The sequence below is a fragment of the Streptomyces sp. NPDC044033 genome (assembly GCF_056434425.1).
This window is the reverse complement of record NZ_JBWKFF010000013.1, coordinates 208,055-233,130: the sequence shown is the minus strand read 5'-3', so window position 1 is coordinate 233,130 and position 25,076 is coordinate 208,055. Positions and strand designations below refer to the sequence as shown.

Annotated in this window: 19 protein-coding genes; 11 read left to right on the top strand and 8 right to left on the bottom strand. The window is 72.2% G+C overall.

The window, feature by feature from the left end:
• Positions 1–185: 185 nt before the first annotated feature.
• Positions 186–3,716 (bottom strand): methionine synthase, encoded by a 3,531-nt coding sequence (gene metH / locus AC07AB_RS23575; RefSeq protein ID WP_478570013.1) that lies wholly within the window; start codon positions 3,714–3,716, stop codon positions 186–188.
• A 261-nt stretch (positions 3,717–3,977) separates the two neighbouring features.
• Here metH and AC07AB_RS23570 point away from each other — a divergent pair, with 261 nt between their 5' ends.
• From AC07AB_RS23570 to AC07AB_RS23540, 7 genes are all read left to right on the top strand, one after another.
• The gene (locus AC07AB_RS23570) at positions 3,978–4,742 is read left to right on the top strand and encodes an IclR family transcriptional regulator (protein WP_478570011.1); all 765 of its coding nucleotides are present in this window, start codon (positions 3,978–3,980) and stop codon (positions 4,740–4,742) included.
• A 290-nt stretch (positions 4,743–5,032) separates the two neighbouring features.
• Positions 5,033–5,818, top strand: coding sequence for an MIP/aquaporin family protein (locus AC07AB_RS23565; RefSeq protein ID WP_478570009.1), 786 nt, complete (start codon positions 5,033–5,035; stop codon positions 5,816–5,818).
• Positions 5,819–5,855: 37 nt separating this feature from the next.
• Entirely contained in the window at positions 5,856–7,382 is a 1,527-nt protein-coding gene (gene glpK, locus AC07AB_RS23560) for a glycerol kinase GlpK (protein ID WP_478570007.1), read from the top strand.
• A gap of 2 nt (positions 7,383–7,384) precedes the next feature.
• Positions 7,385–8,995 carry a glycerol-3-phosphate dehydrogenase/oxidase gene (locus AC07AB_RS23555; protein ID WP_478570005.1) on the top strand — a complete coding sequence of 537 codons (1,611 nt, stop codon included), beginning with the start codon at positions 7,385–7,387 and terminating at the stop codon, positions 8,993–8,995.
• 82 nt (positions 8,996–9,077) lie between these two features.
• The gene (locus tag AC07AB_RS23550) at positions 9,078–10,466 is read left to right on the top strand and encodes a pyridoxal-phosphate dependent enzyme (RefSeq protein WP_478570004.1); all 1,389 of its coding nucleotides are present in this window, start codon (positions 9,078–9,080) and stop codon (positions 10,464–10,466) included.
• A 267-nt stretch (positions 10,467–10,733) separates the two neighbouring features.
• The gene (locus tag AC07AB_RS23545; protein WP_478570002.1) at positions 10,734–11,405 is read left to right on the top strand and encodes a FadR/GntR family transcriptional regulator; all 672 of its coding nucleotides are present in this window, start codon (positions 10,734–10,736) and stop codon (positions 11,403–11,405) included.
• Between the two features lie 254 nt (positions 11,406–11,659).
• Positions 11,660–12,916 (top strand): PAC2 family protein, encoded by a 1,257-nt coding sequence (locus AC07AB_RS23540; protein ID WP_478570000.1) that lies wholly within the window; start codon positions 11,660–11,662, stop codon positions 12,914–12,916.
• Positions 12,917–13,043: 127 nt separating this feature from the next.
• Here the strand turns inward: AC07AB_RS23540 and mshC are convergent, their stop codons facing one another.
• From mshC to AC07AB_RS23520, 4 genes are all read right to left on the bottom strand, one after another.
• Positions 13,044–14,273 (bottom strand): cysteine--1-D-myo-inosityl 2-amino-2-deoxy-alpha-D-glucopyranoside ligase, encoded by a 1,230-nt coding sequence (gene mshC / locus AC07AB_RS23535; protein ID WP_478569998.1) that lies wholly within the window; start codon positions 14,271–14,273, stop codon positions 13,044–13,046.
• Between the two features lie 95 nt (positions 14,274–14,368).
• Complete coding sequence (locus tag AC07AB_RS23530; RefSeq protein ID WP_478569996.1) at positions 14,369–15,298, bottom strand: SCO1664 family protein; 930 nt, start codon at positions 15,296–15,298, stop codon at positions 14,369–14,371.
• Positions 15,262–15,852, bottom strand: a complete 591-nt coding sequence (locus tag AC07AB_RS23525) for a DUF3090 domain-containing protein (RefSeq protein ID WP_363129536.1) — start codon at positions 15,850–15,852, stop codon at positions 15,262–15,264. Before AC07AB_RS23525 ends, AC07AB_RS23530 begins: the two co-directional genes overlap by 37 nt.
• A gap of 174 nt (positions 15,853–16,026) precedes the next feature.
• Positions 16,027–16,728: a histidine phosphatase family protein gene (locus tag AC07AB_RS23520; protein ID WP_478569994.1), complete on the bottom strand. Its 702-nt coding sequence runs from the start codon at positions 16,726–16,728 to the stop codon at positions 16,027–16,029.
• A 62-nt stretch (positions 16,729–16,790) separates the two neighbouring features.
• Between AC07AB_RS23520 and corA the strand changes: the two genes are divergently transcribed.
• Positions 16,791–17,783 carry a magnesium/cobalt transporter CorA gene (gene corA / locus AC07AB_RS23515; RefSeq protein ID WP_478569992.1) on the top strand — a complete coding sequence of 331 codons (993 nt, stop codon included), beginning with the start codon at positions 16,791–16,793 and terminating at the stop codon, positions 17,781–17,783.
• A 325-nt stretch (positions 17,784–18,108) separates the two neighbouring features.
• Here the strand turns inward: corA and AC07AB_RS23510 are convergent, their stop codons facing one another.
• On the bottom strand, positions 18,109–19,158 hold the full coding sequence (locus AC07AB_RS23510; protein WP_478569991.1) for an LLM class F420-dependent oxidoreductase: 1,050 nt from the start codon (positions 19,156–19,158) through the stop codon (positions 18,109–18,111).
• A gap of 127 nt (positions 19,159–19,285) precedes the next feature.
• On the opposite strand from AC07AB_RS23510, the gene AC07AB_RS23505 reads away from it, so the two are divergent.
• Together AC07AB_RS23505 and AC07AB_RS23500 are read left to right on the top strand one after the other, a co-directional pair.
• On the top strand, positions 19,286–20,269 hold the full coding sequence (locus AC07AB_RS23505) for an aldo/keto reductase (RefSeq protein WP_478569989.1): 984 nt from the start codon (positions 19,286–19,288) through the stop codon (positions 20,267–20,269).
• A complete protein-coding gene (locus AC07AB_RS23500; RefSeq protein WP_478569987.1) occupies positions 20,266–22,875 on the top strand; it encodes a helix-hairpin-helix domain-containing protein in 2,610 nt (869 codons plus the stop codon). Before AC07AB_RS23505 ends, AC07AB_RS23500 begins: the two co-directional genes overlap by 4 nt.
• A gap of 51 nt (positions 22,876–22,926) precedes the next feature.
• On the opposite strand, the gene AC07AB_RS23495 is transcribed toward AC07AB_RS23500, so the two are convergent.
• Complete coding sequence (locus tag AC07AB_RS23495) at positions 22,927–23,661, bottom strand: hypothetical protein (RefSeq protein ID WP_478569985.1); 735 nt, start codon at positions 23,659–23,661, stop codon at positions 22,927–22,929.
• Between the two features lie 201 nt (positions 23,662–23,862).
• Between AC07AB_RS23495 and AC07AB_RS23490 the strand changes: the two genes are divergently transcribed.
• A complete protein-coding gene (locus AC07AB_RS23490; protein ID WP_478569983.1) occupies positions 23,863–24,051 on the top strand; it encodes a DUF5703 family protein in 189 nt (62 codons plus the stop codon).
• Positions 24,052–24,126: 75 nt separating this feature from the next.
• Here the strand turns inward: AC07AB_RS23490 and AC07AB_RS23485 are convergent, their stop codons facing one another.
• A complete protein-coding gene (locus tag AC07AB_RS23485) occupies positions 24,127–24,948 on the bottom strand; it encodes a chaplin (RefSeq protein ID WP_478569981.1) in 822 nt (273 codons plus the stop codon).
• Positions 24,949–25,076 lie beyond the last annotated feature (128 nt).

Genomic DNA, 25,076 nt, shown 5'->3' with positions numbered 1-25,076 from the left:
GGGAAGACGACCGGCCTTTACCGGACCGATAAGTGTACGTCGGGTGCTCAGAGGGTGCTCAGTGTCTGCGGTGAATCGTCCCGGCGCGCGGTCCGCGGCCCCGGGCGCGGCCGGCGCGCGGTCCTCGCCCTGCCCGGGGCCGGCGTGCGCTCCGGCTGCGGGCGGGGCTCCGGCCGCGGCCCCGGTCAGCGTGCGTTGAAGTACTTGGCCTGGGGGTGGTGGATGACGATCGCGTCCGTGGACTGCTCGGGGTGGAGCTGGAACTCCTCCGAGAGCTCCACGCCGATCCGCTCGGGCTCCAGCAGCGCCGCGATCTTCGCCCGGTCCTCCAGCTCGGGGCAGGCCCCGTAACCCAGCGAGAAGCGCGCTCCGCGGTATTTGAGCGCGAACATGTCCTCGACCTCGGCGGGGTCCTCGCCCGCGAAGCCGAGCTCGGCCCGTACCCGCGCGTGCCAGTACTCGGCGAGGGCCTCGGCCAGCTGTACGGACAGGCCGTGCAGCTCCAGGTAGTCGCGGTAGGAGTTGGAGCCGAAGAGCTCCGCGGTGGCCTCGCCGATCTTCGAACCGACGGTGACGACCTGAAGGCCCACCACGTCCGTCTCCCCCGACTCCTGCGGCCGGAAGAAGTCCGCCAGGCACAGCCGGCGGCCGCGGCGCTGGCGCGGGAAGGTGAAGCGGGTGCGCTCGCTGCCGTCCTCGTGCAGCAGGATCAGATCGTCGCCCTTGGAGACGCACGGGAAGTAGCCGTAGACCACGGCGGCTTCCAGGAGGTTGTCGGTGTGCAGCTTGTCCAGCCAGCCGCGCAGCCGAGGCCGGCCCTCGCTCTCCACCAGCTCCTCGTAGCTGGGCCCGTCGCCCGTACGGGCCTGCTTGAGGCCCCACTGGCCCTTGAACAGGGCGCCCTCGTCCAGCCAGGACGCGTAGTCCTTGAGGCCGATGCCCTTGATCACCCGGGTGCCCCAGAAGGGCGGGACGGGGATGGGGTTGTCGATGGCCGTGTCGGAGCGTACGGGCCCCTCGTCGGTGTCCTCCGGCGCTTCCGGGAGGGGCGTCTCGCGCTGGGGGACGCGGCGCTGCTTGAGCTCGGGGAGGGTGGCGCCGGGCACGCCGCGCTTGACGGCGATGAGGGCGTCCATCAGCCGCAGCCCCTCGAAGGCGTCGCGGGCGTAGCGCACCTCGCCCTCGTAGATCTCGTGCAGGTCCTGTTCCACGTACGCGCGGGTCAGCGCGGCGCCGCCGAGGATGACGGGGAAGTCGGCGGCCATGTTGCGCTGGTTGAGCTCCTCCAGGTTCTCCTTCATGATCACCGTGGATTTGACCAGCAGCCCGGACATGCCGATCACATCGGCCCGGTGCTCCGCGGCGGCCTCCAGGATCGCGGAGACGGGCTGCTTGATGCCGAGGTTGACGACGTTGTAGCCGTTGTTGGACAGGATGATGTCGACGAGGTTCTTGCCGATGTCGTGGACGTCGCCCCGGACGGTGGCCAGCACGATCGTGCCCTTGCCGTCGTCGTCCGACTTCTCCATGTGCGGTTCGAGGTGGGCGACCGCCGTCTTCATCACCTCGGCGGACTGGAGGACGAACGGCAGCTGCATCTGGCCGGAGCCGAACAGCTCGCCGACGACCTTCATGCCGGCCAGCAGCGTGTCGTTGACGATCTCCAGCGCCGGGCGGACGGTGAGCGCCTCGTCGAGGTCGGCAACCAGGCCGTTCTTCTCGCCGTCGATGATGCGGCGCTGGAGCCGCTCGTCCAGCGGCAGCGCGAGCAGTTCCTCGGCCTTGCCGGCCTTCATCGACTTCGTGTCGACGCCCTCGAAGAGCTCCAGGAACCGCTGGAGGGGGTCATAGGCGGGCTCGTCGCCCTCTGCGGGGCGCCGCCGGTCGTAGATCAGGTCGAGGGCCACCTCGCGCTGCTCGTCCTCCAGCCGGGCGATCGGCAGGATCTTCGAGGCGTGCACGATCGCCGAGTCCAGGCCGGCCTTGACGCACTCGTCGAGGAAGACGGAGTTGAGCACCATCCGGGCGGCCGGGTTCAGGCCGAAGGAGATGTTGGACAGGCCGAGCGTGGTCTGCACGTCGGGGTGGCGGCGCTTGAGCTCCCGGATCGCCTCGATGGTGGCGATGCCGTCCTTGCGGGACTCCTCCTGGCCGGTGCAGATCGTGAAGGTCAGGCAGTCGATGAGGATGTCCGGCTCCAGGATTCCCCAGTTGCCGGTGAGGTCCGCGATGAGGCGCTCGGCGACCGCGACCTTCTCCTCGGGGGTGCGCGCCTGGCCCTTCTCGTCGATGGTCAGCGCGATGAGGGCGGCGCCGTGCTCCGCCGCCAGCGTGGTGATCCGCGCGAAGCGCGACTCGGGACCGTCGCCGTCCTCGTAGTTGACGGAGTTGAGGACCGCCCGGCCGCCCAGCTTCTCCAGCCCCGCCTGGAGTACGGCGGGTTCGGTGGAGTCCAGCACGATGGGCAGGGTCGAGGCGGTGGCGAACCGGCCGGCGACCTCCGCCATGTCGGCTACGCCGTCCCGGCCCACGTAGTCCACGCAGAGGTCGAGCAGGTGCGCGCCCTCGCGGATCTGGTCGCGGGCCATCTCCACGCAGTCGTCCCAGCGCTCGGCCAGCATGGCCTCGCGGAACTTCTTCGAGCCGTTGGCGTTGGTCCGCTCGCCGATCGCGAGGTAGGCGGTGTCCTGGCGGAACGGCACGGTCTGGTAGAGGGAGGCGGCGCCCGGCTCGGGGCGCGGGCGCCGGGCGGAGGGCTCCATGCCGCGTACCCGCTCGACGACCTGCCGCAGGTGCTCGGGGGTGGTGCCGCAGCAGCCGCCGATCAGCGACAGCCCGTAGTCGCGGACGAAGGTCTCGTGCGCGTCGGCCAGCTCGCCCGGGGAGAGCGGGTAGTGCGCGCCGTCCTTGCCCAGCACCGGCAGGCCGGCGTTGGGCATGGCCGAGACGCGGGTACGGGCGTGCCGGGAGAGGTAGCGCAGGTGCTCGCTCATCTCGGCGGGGCCGGTGGCGCAGTTCAGGCCGATCATGTCGATGCCGAGCGGTTCCAGCGCGGTCAGCGCCGCGCCGATCTCCGAGCCGAGCAGCATGGTGCCGGTGGTCTCGACGGTCACCTGGACGAGCAGCGGCAGATCCGCGCCGGTGGCCGCGAGCGCCCGGCGGGCGCCGATCACCGAGGACTTGGTCTGGAGCAGGTCCTGGGTGGTCTCCACCAGGATGGCGTCCGCGCCGCCCGCGATCAGGCCCTCGACGTTCTGCTGGTAGGCGTCGCGCAGCGCCGGGTACGGGGCGTGGCCCAGCGTCGGCAGCTTGGTGCCGGGGCCCACGGAGCCGAGCACCCAGCGCGGGCGGCCGTCGGCGGCGAACTCGTCCGCGACCTCGCGGGCGATGCGCGCGCCGGCCTCGGAGAGCTCGAAGACGCGCTCGGGGATGTCGTACTCGCCGAGGGCTGCGAGGTTGGCACCGAAGGTGTTGGTCTCGACGCAGTCGACGCCGACGGCGAAGTACTCCTGATGCACCGAACGGACGATGTCCGGGCGGGTGACGTTCAGGATCTCGTTGCAGCCTTCCAGGTCCTGGAAGTCGGCCATGCTCGGATCCTGCGCCTGGAGCATCGTGCCCATCGCCCCGTCCGCCACCACCACTCGCGAGGCGAGCGCCTCACGGAGTTCGGCTGCTCGGGCTGCGCTTGCGGAGGATGGCGATTTCAAAGCCATGGAACTGCTCCCAGGGTTGCGACGGCTGTCGGCTTTGCGCCCTCCGGTGGACGGCGCACCCGGCCAGGGTAGCGGGCGGCACCGGCTGCGGTATGGGGCGTCCCACGAGGCGGACGGTCTCCGGGCGGTCTCCGGGCGGGGGCTGTACGGCGGCTGTACGGCGGCACGATGAATATTGGCCGGGCCCGTATGGGTACCGCTGGGTCGGCATCGACCGATAGTGTTCAGCATTGTCGAACGGCTTGTGGAGGAGGTTGCGCAGTGGCTCGGACCATCCAGTCGCTGGAACGGGCAGCGGCGATGCTGCGCCTGCTGGCCGGTGGCGAGCGCCGCCTGGGCCTCTCCGACGTGGCCTCCTCGCTGGGGCTCGCGAAGGGCACCGCCCACGGCATTCTGCGCACCCTGCAACAGGAGGGCTTCGTCGAGCAGGACCCCGCCTCGGGCCGCTACCAGCTCGGCGCGGAACTGCTGCGGCTGGGCAACAGCTTCCTCGACGTGCACGAGCTGCGCGCCCGCGCCCTGGTGTGGGCCGACGACCTGGCGCGCGCCAGCGGCGAGAGCGTCTACCTGGGCGTGCTGCACCAGCAGGGCGTGCTGGTCATCCACCATGTCTTCCGTCCCGACGACAGCCGTCAGGTGCTGGAGGTGGGCGCGATGCAGCCGCTGCACAGCACCGCGCTGGGCAAGGTGGTCACCGCGTACGACCCGGTGGCGCACGGCGAGGCGGCCGAGGCCGAGCGCGAGGCGTTCACCGCCCGCACCGTCACCGCCCTCGCCGACTTCGAGAATGTGCTGGACCTCACCCGGGCCCGCGGCTGGGCCTCGGACGTGGAGGAGACCTGGGACGGCGTCGCCTCGGTGGCCGCCCCCATCCACGACCGGCGGCGGATGCCGGTGGGCGCGGTCGGGATCACCGGCGCGGTGGAGCGGGTGTGCGAGGACGGCGAGCTGCGGGCGCAGCTGGTCGCGGCCGTACGGGACTGCGCCCGCGCCATCTCGCGCGACCTCGGCGCGGGCCGTTTCTGACGACTTCCGACGCCCTTTCTGACGGCTTCCGACACTCTTCGGCTCGCTCGTTCGACCGAAAAGTTACGTCTGCATGGCTGAGAGTTTTCGGTCACATGACTCTTGACGGGCACTTAACAGTGAACAAAACTGCCGTTCGTCGGTCGGCATTGTCGAACACCTAACGACAATATTCGCTATGGTGGACATTGCCGCGGGCCGACCCGCCCTCACCGAGGGCGCGGACCACCGGAGGGACCCGGGGTACGGCGTTCTCGGTGTCCATCTGGACGAAGGACAAAGGAGTCACTGTGTCCAGCTCCGATATCTTCACTGGCGAGACCATCGGCACCGCCGTACTGGTTCTGCTCGGCGGCGGCGTCTGCGCCGCCGTCACCCTCAAGCGCTCCAAGGCTTTCCAGGCCGGCTGGGTCGCCATCGCCTTCGGCTGGGGCTTCGCCGTTCTGACCGGTGCCTACATCGCCCAGCGGTCCGGCGCCCACCTCAACCCGGCCGTCACCATCGGCCTGGCCATCGAGGGCACGACCAAGTGGAGCGACGTACCGCTCTACTTCGGCTCCCAGCTGCTCGGCGCCCTGATCGGCGCGGTGCTGATGTGGGTCTCGTACTACGGCCTCTTCAAGGCCCACCTCACCGACCCCGAGGTGCTGGCCGAGCACAACGGCCAGGAGGGCATGGTCGACAAGTCGGCCGCCCCCAAGGCCGGCCCGGTGCTCGGGATCTTCTCCACCGGCCCCGAGGTCCGCAACGTGGTGCAGAACGTCGCCACCGAGATCATCGCCACTACCGTGCTCGTCCTCGCGATCCTCACCCAGGGCCTCACCAAGGGCCTGGGCGTCTCCGGAACCGGCGTGCTCATGACGGCTCTCGTCGTGACCAGCATCGGCCTCTCGCTGGGTGGCCCGACCGGCTACGCCATCAACCCGGTACGTGACCTCGGCCCCCGCATCGTGCACGCTTTGCTGCCGCTGCCCAACAAGGGCGGCTCCGACTGGGGCTACGCATGGATCCCCGTCGTCGGCCCGCTGCTCGGCGGCGCACTCGCCGGCGGGATCTACCAGCTGGCCTTCGCCTGAGCCCCCGCCGAGACCACAGAACTTCCAGGAGCACACCGTGACCGACGCACACACCAGCGGCCCGTTCATCGCCGCGATCGACCAAGGCACCACGTCCAGCCGCTGCATCGTCTTCGACCGGGACGGCCGCATCGTGGCCGTCGAGCAGAAGGAACACGAGCAGATCTTCCCGAAGCCGGGCTGGGTCGAGCACGACGCCGCCGAGATCTGGGCCAACGTCCAGCACGTGGTGGCGGGCGCCGTCGAGAAGGCGGGTATCACCGCCGCCGACGTCAAGGCCATCGGCATCACCAACCAGCGTGAGACCACGCTGATGTGGGACAAGGCCACCGGCGAGCCCGTGCACAACGCCATCGTCTGGCAGGACACCCGCACCGACGCGCTCTGCAAGGAGCTCGGCCGCAACGTGGGCCAGGACCGCTTCCGCCGCGAGACCGGCCTCCCGCTGGCCAGCTACTTCGCCGGCCCCAAGATCCGCTGGATGCTCGACAACGTCGAGGGCCTGCGCGAGCGCGCCGAGCGCGGCGAGATCCTCTTCGGCACCATGGACTCCTGGGTCATCTGGAACCTCACCGGCGGCACCGACGGCGGCGTGCACGTCACCGACGTCACCAACGCCTCCCGGACCATGCTGATGAACCTGCGCGGCCTGGAGTGGGACCCGAAGATCCTCACCTCCATGCAGATCCCGGCCGAGGTGCTGCCGAAGATCCGCTCCTCCGCCGAGGTGTACGGCACCGCCAAGGGCGGCGCGCTGGACGGTGTGCCGGTGGCCTCCGCGCTCGGTGACCAGCAGGCGGCCCTGTTCGGCCAGACCTGCTTCTCCGAGGGCGAGGCCAAGTCCACCTACGGCACCGGCACCTTCATGCTGATGAACACCGGTGAAGAGCCCGTCAACTCCTACAACGGCCTGCTGACGACGGTCGGCTACCGCATCGGCACCGAGAAGCCGGTCTACGCCCTTGAGGGCTCGATCGCCGTCACCGGCTCGCTGGTGCAGTGGATGCGCGACCAGATGGGGCTGATCAAGAGCGCGGCGGAGATCGAGACCCTCGCCAGCTCGGTCGACGACAACGGCGGCGCGTACTTCGTGCCCGCCTTCTCCGGCCTCTTCGCCCCGTACTGGCGCTCCGACGCGCGCGGCGTCATCGCGGGCCTGACCCGCTATGTCACCAAGGCGCACATCGCCCGCGCCGTGCTTGAGGCCACCGCCTGGCAGACCCGCGAGATCACCGACGCCATGACCAAGGACTCCGGCGTCGAGCTGACCTCGCTCAAGGTCGACGGCGGTATGACCTCCAACAACCTGCTGATGCAGACCCTCTCGGACTTCCTGGACGCCCCCGTGGTGCGCCCGATGGTCGCCGAGACGACCTGCCTCGGCGCGGCCTACGCCGCCGGCCTCGCCGTCGGCTTCTGGCCGGACACCGCCGCCCTGCGCGCCAACTGGCGCCGGGCCGCCGAGTGGACCCCCCGGATGGACGCGGCCACGCGTGACCGCGAGTACAAGAGCTGGCTCAAGGCCGTCGAGCGGACCATGGGCTGGATCGAGGACGAGGAGTAATCATGAGCACCCTGCAGAGCGTCCCGGCCCTCGGGACGCACCCGGCTGCCGGTTCGAACCCGAGCCGCGCCGAGACCCGGGAACAGCTGTCCAAGGCTACGTACGACCTCCTGGTGATCGGCGGCGGCATTCTGGGCATCACCGTTGCCTGGCACGCCGCGCAGTCCGGACTGCGGGTGGCCATGGTGGATGCCGGCGACTTCGCCGGCGCCACCTCCTCCGCCTCCTCCAAGCTGCTCCACGGCGGCCTGCGCTACCTCCAGACCGGCGCCGTCAAGCTCGTCGCCGAGAACCACTTCGAGCGCCGCGCCGTCTCCCACGACGTCGCCCCGCACCTGTCCAACCCGCTGACCTTCTACCTGCCGGTCTACAAGGGCGGCCCGCACGGCGCGGCCAAGCTCGGCGCGGGCGTCTTCGCGTACTCCGCGCTGTCCGCCTTCCGCGACGGCGTCGGCCACGTCATCAGCGCCGAGAAGGCCGCGCGTGACGTGCCGGAGCTGCGGACCGACAACCTCAAGGCGGTCGCGGTCTACGGCGACGGCCAGATGAACGACGCCCGCATGGCGCTGATGACCGTACGGGCCGCGGTCGAGGCCGGCGCGACCGTCCTGAACCACGCCGAGGTCACCGGCCTGCGCTTCACGCACGGCAAGGTCACCGGCGCGGAGCTCAAGGACGGCATGGACGGCGCCGAGTTCGGCGTCGACGCCCGCCTGGTGCTCAACGCCACCGGCCCCTGGGTGGACCACCTCCGCGCGATGGAGGACAAGAACGCGGCCCCCAGCATCCGCCTGTCCAAGGGCGCGCACCTGGTCCTCAAGCGCACCTCCCCCTGGAACGCGGCGCTGGCGACCCCGATCGACAAGTACCGCATCACCTTCGCCCTCCCCTGGGAGGACCAGCTGCTGCTCGGCACCACCGACGAGGAGTACGAGGGCGACCCGGCGGACGTCCGCGTCAACGACAAGGACATATCCCAGATCCTGGACGAGGCCGCGTTCTCCGTCCGCGACCAGCAGCTCTCCCGCGACCTGATCACGTACTCCTTCGCCGGTCTGCGGGTGCTGCCGGGCGGCCCCGGCGACACCTCCAAGGCCAAGCGCGAAACGGTCGTGAGCGAGGGCAGCGGCGGCATGCTGTCGATCGCCGGCGGCAAGTGGACCACCTTCCGGCACATCGGCCGCACCGTGATGAACAAGCTCGCGCAGCTCCCGGGCCACCCGCTCGGCAGCGAGATGGAGCCCATCTCGCAGCTGCCCAAGCACATGCCGCTGCCGGGCATCGCCAACCCCGACGCGGTCACCCACCGGCTGCTGGTCGACGGCGGCGCGGGCGGCGTCCGGATGGCCCCGGAGACCGCGCGCCACCTGGCCACGCACTACGGCTCGCTGTCCTTCGAGATCGCCCGCATGGCGAACGAGAACCCGGAGCTGGCCGAGCGCATCCACCCCGAGGCCCCCGAGATCTGGGCGCAGGCCGTCTACGCCCGCGACCACGAGTGGGCCGAGACCGAGGACGACGTGCTGCGCCGCCGCACGACCCTGACGATCCGCGGTCTGGACACCGAGGACGTCCGCGCCAAGGTCAAGGACCTGCTGGACAAGAAGGGCTGACGCCCGGACAGTCGATGAGGGGAGGGCCGCCCGGGACGGGCGGCCCTCCCCTGCCGCGTACGGTTGCGCCTACGATCCGGGCATGGACGTGTACGCATCTCTGGTCGACGCGGTCGGCGGCACCCCCCTGGTCCGGCTCAACCGCGTGACCGGCGCCCTGACCGCCCCCGTCTTCGCGAAGCTCGAATACGTCAACCCGGGCGGCAGCGTGAAGGACCGCGCCGCCGTGGCCATGATCGACGCCGCCGAGGAGGCCGGACTGCTGCGGCCCGGCGGCACCGTCGTCGAGGGCACCTCCGGCAACACCGGGGCCGGACTGGCCATGGTCGCCGCCCAGCGCGGCTACCGATGTGTCTTCGCGATCCCCGACAAGAGCAGCGGCGAGAAGATCGCGCTGCTGCGCGCGTACGGCGCCGAGGTCGTCGTCTGCCCGAGCGGCGTGCCGCGCGAGCACCCGGACCATGTGCACGAGACGGCCGCCCGCATCGCCGCGCGGACCCCCGGCGCCTGGCACGCCAACCAGTACGACAACCCGGCCAACCCGCTGGCCCACTACCGCGGTACGGGCCCGGAGATCTGGCGGCAGACCGCGGGGCGCGTCACGCACCTGGTGGCCGGGGTGGGCACCGGCGGCACGATCACCGGGACCGGCGAGTACCTCAAGGAGGTCAGCGACGGCCGGGTCGCGGTGGTCGGCGCGGACCCCGAGGCGTCGGTCTTCTCGGGCGGCGACGGACGCCCGTACTTCGTGGAGAGCATCGGCCACTTCGTGCATCCGGAGACGGTGGAGGACCTGTGGCCGTCCTCCTACCACCCGTCGGTCGTCGACCGGTTCGAGACGATCCCCGACCGGGAGTCGCTGCTCACGGCGCGTCGGCTGGCGCGCGAGGAGGGGCTGCTGGCCGGCGGCTCGGCGGGGACCGCGGTAGCCGCGGCGCTGCGGGTCGCGGCCGGGCTCGGCCCCGAGGACCTCGTCGTGGTGCTGCTGCCGGACTCGGGCCGCAACTACCTCTCCAAGGTGCACGACGACGGCTGGCTGCGGCGCTGGGGGTTCCTGGACTCGGACGGCGCGCTGCCCTCGGTGGGCGATGCCCGGATCACGGCCGTGGGCCCGTACGTACGCCCCACCGACACCGTCGAGCAGGCGCTCGCCGCGGCGCGGGACGCGGCGGGCCCGGTGCTGGTGACCACCGTCGCGCTCCGCCCGGACCGGCCCGTGATGGCGCCCGAGGTGATCGGCGCGGTCTCCGCGGAGCGGCTGCGCGCGGCGGTCGAGTCGGGGGCGGCGCAGGGGGACGACCCGGTGGCGTCCCACGCGGCGCCCGCGCTGCCGCTGGTGGGCCGCGGCGAGTCCGCGGCGGCGGCGCTGGCGGCTCTGGAGGAGCAGTCCGCCGAGGCCGCGGTGGTGCTGCTCGACGGCAAAGTGCACGGTCTCGTGGACCGGTCGGCGCTGCGTACGGCCGTCAAGTAAGGACCGTCCCGGCCGCCGGTCCGGGTACGGGCGGACCGGGGCGCGGACGGAGGCTCGGGCGGGGGCGGACCGTAAGGTTTCGGCCACACCGGCCGACCGGGCGGCGCCCCGGCCGCCGGAACGCGGCAGAGGTGTGAACCCGGGAGAACTGGGGGCACGTCAGGTCCATAATGGGGCCAGACATCGGATGTATTGACGCGGCGCAGAGGCGGTACGGAAAGCGGTGCCGCGTCGATTCCGGGCGGGTCCGACGCGGGGAGGGACAAGATGGCGGTCACTGACGAGGCGATCGAGAAGATCAAGGGGATGATCGTCTCCGGGGCGCTGCGGCCGGGCGACCGGCTGCCCAAGGAGAGCGAGCTCGCGGCGGAGCTGGGCCTGTCGCGCAACTCGCTGCGCGAGGCCGTACGGGCGCTGTCGCTGATCCGCATCCTGGACGTGCGCCAGGGCGACGGCACGTACGTCACGAGCCTCGATCCGCAGCTGCTGCTGGAGGCGCTGAGTTTCGTCGTCGACTTCCACCGGGACGACACGGTGCTGGAGTTCCTGGCGGTCCGCCGCATCCTGGAGCCGGCGGCCACGGCGATGGCCTGCGCGCACATCAGCGACGCGACCCTGGACGCGCTCAGCACCCAGTTGGAGGAGCTGGGACCGCAGCCCTCGGTGGAGCAGCTGGTCGCCTGCGACCTGGAGTTCCACCGGGGCATCGTCCAGTCGTCCGGCAACTCGGTGCTGTGCTCGCTGCTGGACGGGCTGTCCGGGCCGACCACGCGCGCGCGGGTGTGGCGCGGCCTGACCCAGGAGGACGCGGTGAGCCGCACCCTGCACGAACACCGGGCGATCGTGGGCGCGCTGCGGGACCGCGACGCGGAGGCGGCCCGGTCCTGGGCGACCGTGCACATCGCGAGCGTGGAGCAGTGGCTGCGCTCGACCCTGTAGCCGCCGCTCAACAGGCGTTCAGCGGCCGTACGGACGTCGGACGTTTCGGGCGGCGCGCCGCCCAGGAACACGACTGCTGTGGCCCAGGGGAAGTTGGCCGGGAGAGGGCCGGGGACACCTCGGATGAATGGGTACTCGTCCGTGCACAGGGGCTGCGGTGAGGGGCCCTGGAAGCCGTAGGCTTGGGGCGCACGCATTGGAACTGCAACCGGTGGCGGTACGAGCCGTCCGCCCCGGTCGGAAGGAGGCGCTGGGTGATCGAGCTTGAGGGGGTTCCCGAGCTGATCGACCCGGTCATGATCTGTGCCTTCGAAGGGTGGAACGACGCCGGCGACGCCGCCTCCTCCGCGGTCGGGCACCTGGACCGGGAGTGGAAGGGCGAGGTCTTCGCGGCGCTCGACGCCGAGGACTACTACGACTTCCAGGTCAACCGGCCCACCGTGTGGCTGGACGGCGGGGTCCGCAAGGTCACCTGGCCGACGACCCGGCTCTCCGTGGTCCGCACCGGCGGCGCGAAACCACGCGACCTCGTGCTGGTGCGCGGCATCGAGCCGAGCATGCGCTGGCGCTCGTACTGCAACGAGATCCTGGGCTTCGCGCACGAGCTGGGTGTCGAGATGGTGGTGGTGCTGGGCGCGCTGCTCGGCGACACCCCGCACACCCGGCCGGTGCCGGTCAGCGGCGTGACCTCCGACGCGGACCTGGCGCGCACGATGGATCTGGAGGAGACCCGGTACGAGGGTCCGACCGGCATCGTGGGCATCCTCCAGGAAGCGTGCGCGCACGCGGGCGTGCCCGCGGTGAGCCTGTGGGCGGCGGTGCCACACTACGTGTCGCAGCCGCCGAACCCGAAGGCCACCCTGGCGCTGCTCAACCGCCTCGAAGACCTCATCGACCTGCGCGTACCGCTCGGCGAGCTGGCGGAGGACGCCCGCGCCTGGCAGCTGGGCGTGGACCAGCTGGCGGCGGAGGACAGCGAGGTCGCGGAGTACGTGCAGTCGCTGGAGGAGGCGCGCGACACGGCCGAGCTGCCGGAGGCGTCCGGCGAGGCCATCGCCCGCGAGTTCGAGCGTTATCTGCGGCGCCGCGACGGCCAGCCGGGGCCGGGGCAGCCGGGCGGCCACGCCACGGACGGCGGGGTCGCGGACGGCCGCGACGGATCGTATCTCCGCGATACGTCCAGCGGCCGTACGCGCCCGAGGAAGCCGACGGCGAAGGACGATGCGCCGCCGCAGGCGAGGCCCGGTACGGAATCCGGCCCTGACCGTGACCCGGAGCCTGACGCCAAGGACGCTCCCGACGCCACGGACGGCTCTGACGCCAATGGCAGCCCTGACTCGAAGGACAGCCCCGACGGCGCGAGCGGCTCCGGCGCCAAGAGCGGCCCTGGTGCCAAGGACAGCCCCGACGCCGAGGACGGCCCCGACGCCGAGGACGGCCCGGACTCCGACGGCCCGGACGACAGGGGCGAGAAGGACGACGGAGACGAGAAGAAGGACGGCGAGGACTGAACCCGCGCCGCGAGCGCAAAGGGCTTCGCGGAGGCAGGACGCCCCCGCTCCCCCGCCCGGGCCCGCTGCGCGCACGTAAAAGGGGCGCTTCCCCAACGGGAAGCGCCCCTGCCTGTACCCGGTCCGGTCAGAGCGCCACGCCGAGCAGCGCGTCGACGGCGCGGGAGACCACGCCGGGCGCGCCCTCCTCGGTGCCGCCGCCGGCGGCCTGCGCGGCGGCCCAGCGGTCGACCGCCGCGAGCGCGGCCGGCGCGTCGAGGTCGTCCGCCAGCGCCTCGCGGATCTCCTCGACGAGCGCGTCGGCCGAGGGCCCGTCGGGGCGCGAGACGGCGGCGCGCCAGCGGCCGAGGCGCTCCACGGCCTCCGCCAGGATGCCGTCCGTCCACTCCCAGTCCGCGCGGTAGTGGTGGGCGAGGAGCGCGAGCCTGATGGCGGCGGGGTCCACGCCGTCCCGGCGCAGCTGGGAGACGAAGACGAGGTTGCCCTTGGACTTGGACATCTTCGCGCCGTCCAGGCCGACCATGCCGGCGTGCACGTATGCCTTGGCGAAGGGGTGCTCGCCGGTCAGCGCCTGGGCGTGGGAGGCGCCCATCTCGTGGTGCGGGAAGGCGAGGTCGGAACCGCCGCCCTGCACGTCGAAGCCCATGCCGAGGTGGTCGAGGGCGATGGCGACGCACTCGATGTGCCAGCCGGGGCGGCCCGCGCCGAGCGAGGCGCCGTCCCAGCTGGGCTCGCCCTCGCGGGCGGCCATCCACAGCATCGGGTCGAGGGGGTTCTTCTTGCCGGGCCGCTCGGGGTCGCCGCCGCGCTCGGCGGAGAGCAGCCGCATGGCCTCGGCGTCGAGCCCGGAGACCCCGCCGAAGTGCGGGTCGGACTCCACGGAGAAGTAGGTGTCGCCGTCGAGTTCGTAGGCGGCGCCGATGTCACGCAGCCGTTCGACGAGGGGGACGATGTCGGGTATGGACTCGACGGCACCGACGTAGTGCTGGGGCGGGATCATGCGCAGTGCGGTCATGTCCTCGCGGAACAGGGCCGTCTCGCTCTCGGCGAGGGCTGTCCAGTCCTTGCCGTCGCGTACGGCCCGCTCCAGCAGCGGGTCGTCGACGTCGGTGACGTTCTGGACGTACTGAACCTGCCGCTTGGTGTCGAGCCACACGCGCTGCACGAGGTCGAACGCGTTGTAGGTCGCCGCGTGCCCCATATGGGTGGCGTCGTAGGGCGTGATGCCACAGACGTAGATACGGGCGACGGGACCGGGGGCGAGCGAGACTCGGCCGCCGGTCGCGGTGTCGTGGATTCGGAGGTCGCGGCCACTGCCAGGCAGGGCGGGCACCTCAGAAGCGGGCCAGGCATACATGCCTTGAGCGTAACCGGATGCACTGTCCGTATACGAACCGGATAGCGGTCGTTGGCTGGTTAAGCGGTCTTGCGCGGACCCCGGCCGCGTGCTGGTCAGACCGGGGGCCAGGGGATCGCCGGCCACTCACCGCTGGGCACGGGGTGTCGTCCGGTCCGCAGAAGATCGGCTACGCGACTCCGCAGAGCCTCGATTTCGACGGTGGTGATCAGCTCGGCCAGTCGGGCGACGAGCGGGCCGCCGTCGGCCAGGTCGGCCGCAAGCCGTCGCAGTGCGTCCAGCGCGTCGGACGGCAGCGGTTCGCCCGCCCAGCCCCACAGCAGGGTGCGCAGCTTGTCGTCCGCGTTGAAGGTCACGCCGTGGTCGATGGCGTAAAAGTGACCACCGGAGGCGGGCAGGAGATGGCCGCCCTTGCGGTCGCCGTTGTTGATCACGGCGTCGAGAACGGCCAGCCGGCGCAGCCGTACGTCGTCCGCGTGCACCAGCAGCGCGGTGCGGCCCTCGCCGACCTCGGCGAAGCCGATGGCCTTCCAGCCGGGGCCGGGCTCCTCGCCCTCGATCAGCGCCAGCAGCCCGGCGCCGCCGCCGAGCCCGTCCCCGTTCCCGTTTTCATGGGAGTCGTCGGTACCGGCATCGGCGTCGCCACCCGTCTCACCACCGCCACCGCCATCGCCATCGTCCTCCGCCTCCGCGGACGGCTCGATCCACAGCTGGCACATGCCCTGCCCGTACGGCCCGTCGCGCAGAACGGTCTGCGGGATCAGGCTCCAGCCCATGGCCTCGGAGAGCTCGTACGACGCCACCTCGCGCTGCGCGAGGGTGCCGTCGGGAAAGTCCCACAGCGGGCGCTCCCCCGCCACCGGCTTGTACACGCACGCCGCGCTGTGGCCCTCGTACGAGACCGTGCAGTACAGCACCGCGTTGGACGCTTCCCGCACCCTCCCGTGCACTGTCAGCTCGCCGAGCGTCAACAGCTCGGGCGGCGGCATCACGCCCCGCGGCGATATCCGTTCTGGCGCGGGCATACGTGTCCCTCCGGGTCGAGCGGCAGACTGCACAGCGGGCACGGCGGGCGGCCGGCGTTGACGAGTTCCAGGGCGCGCTTGGCGAACTCGCGGGCCATCAGCCCGGTGAGCCGCACGCGGAGCATCGGGGGACCGTTCGCCTCGTCCTGGAGCAATCGCTCCTCGGCCTCGGCGAGGTCCTCCTCGGAGTCGGCGTCGAGCTCGACGAGGGCCTGCGCCTCGACCACCATGCGCTGCTCCTCGCCGTCCCAGGCCAGGGCCATGGTGCCGACCCGGAACTCCTCCTCGACGGGGGTCTCCAGGGGCGCGGTGTCGGCGACCTCGGCGGGGGCGACGGCCGGTACCGGGGCGTTGCCCCCGGTGCGGCGCACCACCTCGTCGAGGAGTTCGTCGATGCGCTCGGCGAGCGCCTCGACCTGCGTCTTCTCCAGCGCGACGCTGGTGGTCCGGCCGGCTGCGGTGGCTTGCAGGAAGAAGGCACGGCGGCCAGGCAGCCCGACCGTACCGGCGACGAAGCGGTCCGGCGGGTCGTAGAGGAACACCTGACGGGACAACGTCCTGCTCCATTTTGTATCGACTGCGGATATCACGACTATGGACATGCGGATGGCGGGTCGGCCGCGATAGTGCTCAACTGCCGGTGCTGCCGGTACTGCCAGTCCGACGGAGCCGCCGGTTCGGCGACCGAAGCGGGCGACGCCGCGCCACCACCCTACTGCGCCCGTCGATCACGGCGCTCCGGAGCCGCCGCCCACCGCCGCGTCACCCGCTTCGCCGCCCCCGGCGGACGGCCCCTCGGGCGGCAGCAGACCGCCGAAGTCGCCGGTGTCGCCGAGGCGCAGCAGGAACGGCCGCAGCCGGGTGTACCGGATCGCGGTCACCGAGCAGGGGTCGACGGCGATGCGCTGGAACAGGTCGAGGTGCATGCCGAGGGCGTCGGCGACGAGCGACTTGACGATGTCGCCGTGCGTGCACATGAGGTAGACGGCGTCGGCGCCGTGCTCCTCCTCGATCCGCTGGTTCCACTGGCGGACCGCGCCCACCGCGCGCGCCTGCATCTCCCGTATGGACTCGCCGCCGGGGAAGGCGGCGGCGGACGGGTGCTGCTGGACGACGGTCATCAGCGGTTCGTCGAAGAGCTCGGCGAGTTTCCGCCCGGACCAGTCGCCGTAGTGGCACTCGCCGATCCGGTCGTCGGTGTGGAGCGGGAGATCGGGCCGATCGGCGAGCAGCGGGGCGAGCGTCTCCTGGCAGCGCTGGAGGGGGCTGGTGACGGCGGCGGCGAGCGGCAGCCGCGCCAGACGGGCCGGGAGCGCGGCGGCCTGCGCCGTACCGCTCTCGTCGAGGGCGATGCCGGGGGTCCAGCCCGCGAGCACTCCCCCGGTGTTGGCGGTGGACCGGCCGTGCCGGACAAGGATCAACGTGGGCATGGCGCCACCCTACGACTCGCCTTTGCCCGTGCCTGGTGTACATCCCAGTGGGGGGCGGAAGAATGCTCTCCGTGATCGTGGACTGTGCCATTTACCGCGACGGACGCCGCACCGACGGCCCCGCCGACTTCTCCGACGCCCTGGACCAGGCGCGCGCCGAGGGGCATTCCTTCCTGTGGATCGGGCTGCACGAGCCCACCGAGAGCGAATTCGCGCTGGTGACCAGTGAGTTCGGCCTGCACCCGCTGGCCGTGGAGGACGCGCTGGCCGCACACCAGCGGCCCAAGCTGGAGGTCTACGACGACTCGCTCTTCCTGGTGCTCAAGCCGGTCGAGTACGACGAGAAGGCCGACACGGTCGCCACGGGAGAGCTGATGGTCTTCGTCGGCGACTCCTTCGTCGTCACGGTCAGGCACGGCCACGGCAACCCGCTCACCCGGGTGCGGCACCGGCTGGAAGCGGACCCCGAGGTGCTCCAGCACGGCCCCACGGCGGTGATGTACGCGGTGAGCGATGCCGTCGTCGACACCTATATCGACGTGGCGGCGGAACTGCAGGTGGACCTGGAGGAGTTGGAGGCCGAGGTGTTCGCCCCGACCGGCGGCGACACCAAGCGCATGGCCGGCCGGATCTACGCGTTCAAGCGCCAGGTCGTGGAGTTCCGCCGGGCCACCGGCCCGCTCGCGGAGCCGATGTCCCGGCTGGCGAGCGCCGGCCTGCCGTACGTACACGCCACGTCGCAGCCGTTCTTCCGCGACGTCAGCGACCATCTGACGCGCGCGAACGACTATGTGGAGGGGCTGGACCGGCTGCTGTCCGACATCCTCTCCGCGCATCTCGCGCAGACGGGGGTGCGGCAGAACGACGACATGCGGAAGATCTCCGCGTGGGCGGCGATGGCCGCGGTCCCGACGATGGTCGCGGGGATATACGGGATGAACTTCGAGCACATGCCGGAACTGCGGTATTCGTGGAGCTATCCGGCGGTGATCACGGTGATGGTGGGGCTCGTCTTCGGGCTGCACCGCATGTTCAAGCGCCGGGGGTGGCTGTAGGGGCCCGTCGCCGCCGGGCGTGCGGGCGTAACCGCGTACGGGGCCGACCGCATACGGGCCTGACCGCGTACGGACATCGGGCGTACGGGCGTGTGCTCGGTCTCACGCCAGGCCGACGGCCCGGGGCGCGTAACCGCCGAGGCGGCCGGGGCGTTGTGCTCGGTGACGGCCGTGGCGGGGAAGACCCCCGAGCCCCCACCACGGCCGCAGACCTCTCCGGCGCTTCCGGAGCGCCTGCCGCGCACGGCATTCTCGCCGCTCCCGGCGCCTCCTCCACGCACGGCATTCCTGCCGCCCCCGGCGCCTCCTCTTCGCTCGGCGCCTGTCAGGCGAGCCCGGCCCGCTCCAGGGCGTCGACGCCAGCCCGCAGCCCCGCGATCCGCTCGTCGAGCGTGAAGCCGGCGGGGGCCAGCGACAGGGTGGTGACCCCGGCCTCGGCGTACGCCTGCATGCGCTCGGCGATGCGCTCCACGGGCCCGAGCAGCGCGGTGGAGTCGATCAGCTCGCGCGGGATCGCGGCGGCCGCGCCCTCCTTGTCCCCGGCGAGGTACTTCTCCTGGATCTCTGCGGCCTCCTTCCCGTACCCCATGCGCTGCGCGAGCTTGTTGTAGAAGTTCTGCTTGGCGCTGCCCATGCCGCCCACGTAGAGGGCGGTGTACGGGCGGAAGAGGTCGGCCAGCGCGTTCACGTCGTCGCCGATGGCCATGGGGACGGTGGGTACGAGATCGAAGCCGTCGAGGTCCTTGTCGACCTTGGCCCGGCCGGCGCGGAGCGCGCCGAGCGTGGTCTCCTCGGCGTGCTCGGGCGAGAAGAAGACGACCAGCGCGCCGTCGGCGATCTCGCCGGTCTGCTCCAGGTTCTTCGGGCCGATGGCGGCGACGTAGAGCGGGATGTGCTCGCGTACCGGGTGCACGGTGAGCTTGATCGGCTTGCCGGGGCCGCCGGGGAGCGGCAGCGTCCAGTGCTCGCCCTCGTGGCTGAGGCGCTCGCGGGACATGGCCTTGCGGATGATCTCGACGTATTCGCGGGTACGGGCGAGCGGCTTGTCGAACTTGACCCCGTACCAGCCCTCGGAGACCTGCGGGCCGGAGACGCCGAGGCCCAGCCGGAACCGGCCGCCGGAGAGCGAGTCGAGGGTGGCGGCGGTCATCGCCGTCATCGAGGGGGTACGGGCGGGGATCTGGAAGATGCCGGAGCCGACGTCGATCCGCTCGGTCTGCGCGGCCACCCAGGCGAGCACGGTGGCGGCGTCCGATCCGTACGCCTCGGCGGCCCAGCAGACCGCGTAGCCGAGGCGGTCCGCCTCGCGGGCGACCGCGAGATTGTCCGAGTCCATCCCGGCTCCCCAGTAGCCGAGGTTGATGCCAAGCCGCATACCGCTCCCCTTACTCATCAGTAACGTCCCTGTAGCGGGGACTCTAGCGCGCGGACCTCGGATACGTCAGGGCCGAGTTATCCACAGGCAGCCACGGAAAGTTCCCTGCCCACTAATCTGAGCGCTCATGGAGCAAAGGCATCTCGGCCGCACGGGCCTGCGCGTATCCCGGATCGGGCTCGGCACGCTCACCTGGTGCCGGGACACCGGTGAGCACGACGCCGCCGATCAGCTCAAAGCCTTCTGGGAGGCGGGCGGCACCCTGGTCGACACCGCCGATGTGTACGCGGACGGCGGCGCGGAGTATCTGCTCGGGCAGCTGATGGAGGGGCTCGTGCCGCGCCGCGACCTCGTCATCGCGACGAAGGCGGGCAGCGTCCCCGATCTGGACCGGCGCTTCGACGGCTCGCGGGGGCATCTGCTCTCCGCCCTCGACGCGTCGCTGGAGCGGCTGGGCACCGACCATGTCGATCTTTGGCAGGTGCACGCCTTCGACCCCGCGACGCCGCTGGACGAGACCCTGCAAGCACTGGACATCGCGGTCAGCAGCGGACGGGCGCGGTATGCCGGGGTGTCCAACTTCTCCGGCTGGCAGCTGGCCAAGGCCGCCACCTGGCAGCTCAGCGCGCCCGGTGTGCGCACCCGGCTGGCCAGCACGCAGATGGAGTACTCCCTGCTCCAGCGCGGCATCGAGCGCGAGGTGCTGCCCGCCGCGCTGGACCTGGGGGTGGGGCTGCTGCCGTCCTCGCCACTGGGCCGGGGCGTGCTCACCGGCAAGTACCGGCACGCCACTCCGGCGGACTCGCGCGGCGCCTCCGAGGCGCTGGCCCCCTTCGTGGCCCCCTACCTGGACGAGGCGGCGGGGCACATCGTCGACGCCGTCGCCACCGCCGCGGACGGCCTCGCCACGACCTCCCTCCAGGTGGCGCTGGCCTGGGTGCGCGACCGCCCCGGCGTGGTCGCGCCCATCGTCGGGGCGCGCAACGCAAAGCAGCTGAGAGCCGCGTTGTCAGTGGAGGCCCTTACGCTTCCTGACGAGATCTGCCAGGCGCTCGACGACGTGTCGGCGCCCGTGCACCGCTATCCCGACCAGGACTGGAGCACGCTGTGAATACGGACCGCCTCGCCCCCGAGGCCGCCGAGCCCCCCAAGGAGGCCACTCCAGCGGCCACGCCGGCAGGCGCCAACCCGGATTCGCCCGCACCGGACGGGGGGCATCAGGCTCCCGCGCCGGAGGCCGAGGTGGTGGGAGCGCCCGTATCGGACACCGGGACCCCGGTCGCGTCGACGCCGTCCGGTGACGCACCGGACGCGCCCGCGGAGGATGTCGACGCTTCGGAGGCGTCCGCGCCCGGCGTCGAGGCACCGGGCGACCCCGCACCGGGCAGTGGGGGTCCGGGGACGTCCGCGCCGCCCGATGGCGGCAGTGCGGCGGAGTCCGTACCGGCAGCGGGCGACGGCTCGGCGCCTGAGGCGGAAGCGGGCCCGGCCGCGCCCGTACGCGCCCCGGCCGCGGCCGGGGCGGAGGAGGCCGCGCGTGGGCAGGCCGATGCCTCGGGGCCGCCCGGTGACGCCGGGGACGGGGACGGGCAGCCCGCGCGGTCCGCTGCCGCCGAGGCGTTGGCCGCGGCCGTACGGGCCGTCGAAAACGGGGAGCGGTCGGCCGCGTCGTTCTTCAGCACGCCGAACCGCCCGAAACCGGCACCGGCGCCCACGCCCACGTCTGCTCCCGCTCCCGCCCCTGCTTCCTCATCGGCGGCCCGTGTGGGGCAGGAGCGCGGCGCTGACGCGGCGGCGCGCACCGCCGCCCCCACGGCCCCGCCTGCGCCTGCGCCTGCGCCTGCGCACCGGATGGTCCCGGCCGCCGGCCTGGACGGGGTCCGGCAGGTGCTCGCGGCGGGCGGAGCTCCCGAGCAACTGGCCGAGAAGGCCGTGGACGCTCTCGGCGAGCGCGCCGCCGAGGCGCTGCGCGAGGACCCCTGGCAGCTGCTCGGCGTGTCCGGCGTGCGGCCCGAGCAGGCCGACGGGTTCGCGCGGGCCCTGCTCGGCGGGGAGTGCGGGCCCGGCGACGAGCGCCGTGCCCAGGCGCTGGTCGGATGGCTGCTGGAGCGCGCCGCGCTCGAAGGGCACACGGTGCTGGAGTCGTCCGCGCTGCGGGCGGCGCTCGCCCAGCAGGCCGTACCGGACCCGGATGAGGCGCTGCAGGCCGCCATCGCCGACGGCGCGGTGCTCGTCTTCCAGGAAGCCGTCGAAACCCCGGGAGCCGGGGCCGGGCGCCCGTCGGCCGGCGGTGACGAGGACGAGGAGGTGCCGGTCCGCGTGCTGCTGGGGCTGGACCGCTATGCCATGGCCGAGGAGAGCCTCGCCGACGGCCTGGCCCGGCTCATCAACTCGCCGGTGGCGGAGGACGGCACCGGCATGCCCGCCGACGCGTGGGAGCGGGCGGCGTCCGGCGCGCCGTCCCCCTCCGCGGCCGAGCTGATCCGGGCCGCGGCGGGCAACGGCCTGGTGACCCACACCGGCGGCGAAGCCGCCCGCGCCGAACCGGCGGCGCTGGTCGCCGCCGCCCGCGCCGGCGGGCTGCGCGCGTACGCGGCCGCACACAGCGAGGACGGCAGGCAGCGGGCGAGCGCCCTGATCGGCCGGACCCCGACCGATCAGGGTCCGGCCGCCCGGGCTCCGTACGACCAGGGGCCCGACGGTCAGAGCCCAGCCGATCAGGCCCCGGACGATCAGGCTCCGTACGACCCGGCTCCGTACGACCCGGCAGTCACCGTCTCGGGACTGCTCGCCGGCCTGGAAGGGCCCGGGCGGGACGCGGACGGCGCCCTCGCCCTGGACCTGCTCGTCGTGCTGGACGCTCCGCAACTCGACGTGGAGACCGCGGCGATGCTCGTGGAATCCCTGGCGGACGGCGCCCGGCTGGTGCTCAGCGGGGATGCCGGAACGCTCTGGTCGGCGGGGCCCGGCCGGGTGTTCGCGGATGTCTCGGCGGCCCGCGTCTGCCCCGCCCTCGTCTCGCGCACCCCGGACCTCGGCCCGATCGGCGAGCTGGTCTCGGGGATCGGTATCGGCGAGCTGAACCAGGTCGAGGCGCCCGGCAAGGAGGTTGTCATCGTCCCGGTGCGGGACGCGGGAGAGGCGGTGCACCGCACCGTGCAGCTGGTCGCCGACTCGGTCCCGCGCGCGATCGGCGTCTCCTCGGACCACACCCAGGTGATCACGCCGGGCCATGGCGGGGCGGCCGGGACGCGCGCGCTCAACGCGGCGCTCAAGGAGCGGCTGAACCCGGGGCCGGGCCGGTTCGGCGGGTTCGACCCGGGCGACCGGGTCGCGTACGTACCGGCGCCGGGCCGGATGACGGCCGGCACCGTGGTCTCGGCGGACGCCGAGGGGCTGCGCCTGGAGTGCGCGGGCACGCCCGTCGTCGTGCCGCGCGAGCGGGTGGGCGAGACGGTGCGGCACGGCTGGGCCGTGACCGCTCACCAGGCGGCGGGCGTCCGCTGGCCCGCCGCCGTGGTGGTGCTGCCGGGCGACGCCGCCCAGGCGCTGAGCCGCGCTTGGGTGTACACCGCGTTCAGCCGCGGCGAGCGGCACCTGTCCGTGGTGCACGGCGTGGACCAGGCGCTGCCCCATGCCATCGCCGAGGTGCCGGCGAAGCCGCGGACCACCCGGCTGCGGTCGCTGCTCCAGGCACAGGACAGGGCCGAGGAGTGAACCGGAGGCCGGGCGACCGCGCGGTGGCCCGGCCTACCGCTCGGGCCGGGGTCAGCGCTCCGGCCCGAGCGGCTCCAGGTCGTCCTCCTCGTCGCTGATCTCGTCACTGGCCTCGTCGGTGATCTCGTCGCTGATCTCGTCCTCGGTCTCGTCCTCGAACTCCTCGTCGAAGACCGAGCTGACGTCGAAGCGGCACACCACCCGCTGCGGGTCCGTCTGATCGAACGGCGCGGTCAGCCACTCCCCCGGCTCGGGCAGTTCGTCGAGGGCCGCCACCCACAGCGTGGAGTCGCCTTCCTCCAGGCCGAACTCCTTGTGCCGGGAGGCGATCTCGTCCGGTTCGTACTCGCCGAAGAGCACTCCGAGAGCGGCGTGCACACTGCTGCCGACGATGCCCGCGGCGCCACCCGCCGTGCCGTTCCCGGTGTCGACGTCCGGGTCGAGATCGGCCACCCGCTGCGCCTGGGCGAGGAGGCGCTGCGGCTCGTCCACCGCGTAGTCGCGGCGGATCAGCACGCTCAGCGCGCTGGGCTCCTCCGGCCCCGCGTACGCGGGCAGGGACTCGTCGCCGGGGATCTCGAAGGGCGTTACCTCGTCGTAGACGTCGTAGAGCAGCTCGTCGTACGTCTCAGCGGCCGCGGCCAGTTCGTTGAACGCGGCGTAGACGTCCGGGTCGTCCTCCCCCGACCTGCGTTCGACGGCGTCGAGGTGACGATCCAGCGCGGCTTTGACCGCCTCGGCGGCGGCACGTACCTCGGCAGCGGTTGGCTGCGCAGCATCAGACATAGTGCAGACGCTATCCGCACCTGGGCTGTTCACGCGCAGTAGATGCGATGCCAAGACGCGAATATCCCGGCACGGCCGAGTACTTGACCACGGCAGAGTGGTCAAATGTCCATAATCATTCACATTTCGCCCGACGGTCGCCGTGCGGCACGGTGTGGCGCAGGGTGCCGAAATCGGCTCGCACCGAGCACAATGGTGGCGATGCCGGAATATGAATTCTGCGACGTGTACATGCCGCGCGGGGTCTCCCGCAACGCTGCCGCGCGCCTGCTGACCGACCACGCCGAGTACGGATACTGGGAGTTGGACCGACTCCGACTCAACCCCGACGGCAGCCGCAAGGCGCGGCTGCGGCGGCGGATCATCCGTCAGCTGCACGCCACGTGGTGAGCAAACACGGAGCGGGCCCCGCGCCGGCGGGGCCCGCTCCGCTTCGCCCCGGCCGCTGCCGGGGCCCCGATCCGCTCAGTGCCGCGCCACCCGGGCGCGGCGATACAGCATCGCACCGCCCAGCAGCAGTCCGGCGCCGACCGGGATGACCGTACCCAGCTGTCCCGCGCCGGTCTGGGCGAGTTGCTCGGTGCCCACGGTGTGCGGGGACGGTGCGACATCGTGCACCTGCGACACCTCGGACGTCTGCGACCGTCCCGGGTTCGGGTTCGGGTTCGGGTTCGGGTTCGGCGGGATCGCACGGCCGGTCGGAGGCGTGTGCGACTGCCCGGGAACCTCGGGGTGGCCGGGGCTCCGGGGGTGATCGGGCCGGCTCGGCGAGTGCGGCTGCCCCGGGTGCTGGGGCTCGTGCGGGCTCTCGGGCGAATGCCCCGGCCCCCGCGGGACGTCCGGGTTGGCGCAGTCGTTGCCGGTGGTCGAGTTGCCGAGACCGACCACGTTGACGCTGTTCCCGCAGGCGTTGACCGGCACGTCGATCGGCACCTGGAGGCCGTTGCCCGAGCCGATCCCGGGCGAGTGGTGGCTGCCTCCGTGGGCGACGGCCCCGCTGTGGCCGCTCGGCTTCGCGCCGTGGCCGTGGTGATGGGCGCCGCTTGAGCCATTGGCGCACTTGTTCCCTGTGGTGGGATTGAGCAGTCCGACGACGCTCACTGTGTTGCCGCACGCGTTCACCGGCACGTCCAATGGGACCTGTACCGAATTGCCGGACAGCACGCCCGGCGATTGTGAGGCGCCACCGCGGGCCACCGAGTCCGCGTGCGCGTAGCCGCCGGTCACGGCGAGTACGCCGCTCGCGGCCGCTACGGTGATCAGGCCTTTTCTCGCGACCTGTCGCATAGGTTCGTTCCCCTGACTTCTGCCTGCCTTGCGAAACGCGAGGGGGCTCGTTGCCCACTCGCCGGATGCCCAGCGGCCCCGGAGCGCAGGACACGCGCTCCGGGGCCAACCGGGATCACACCCTCACG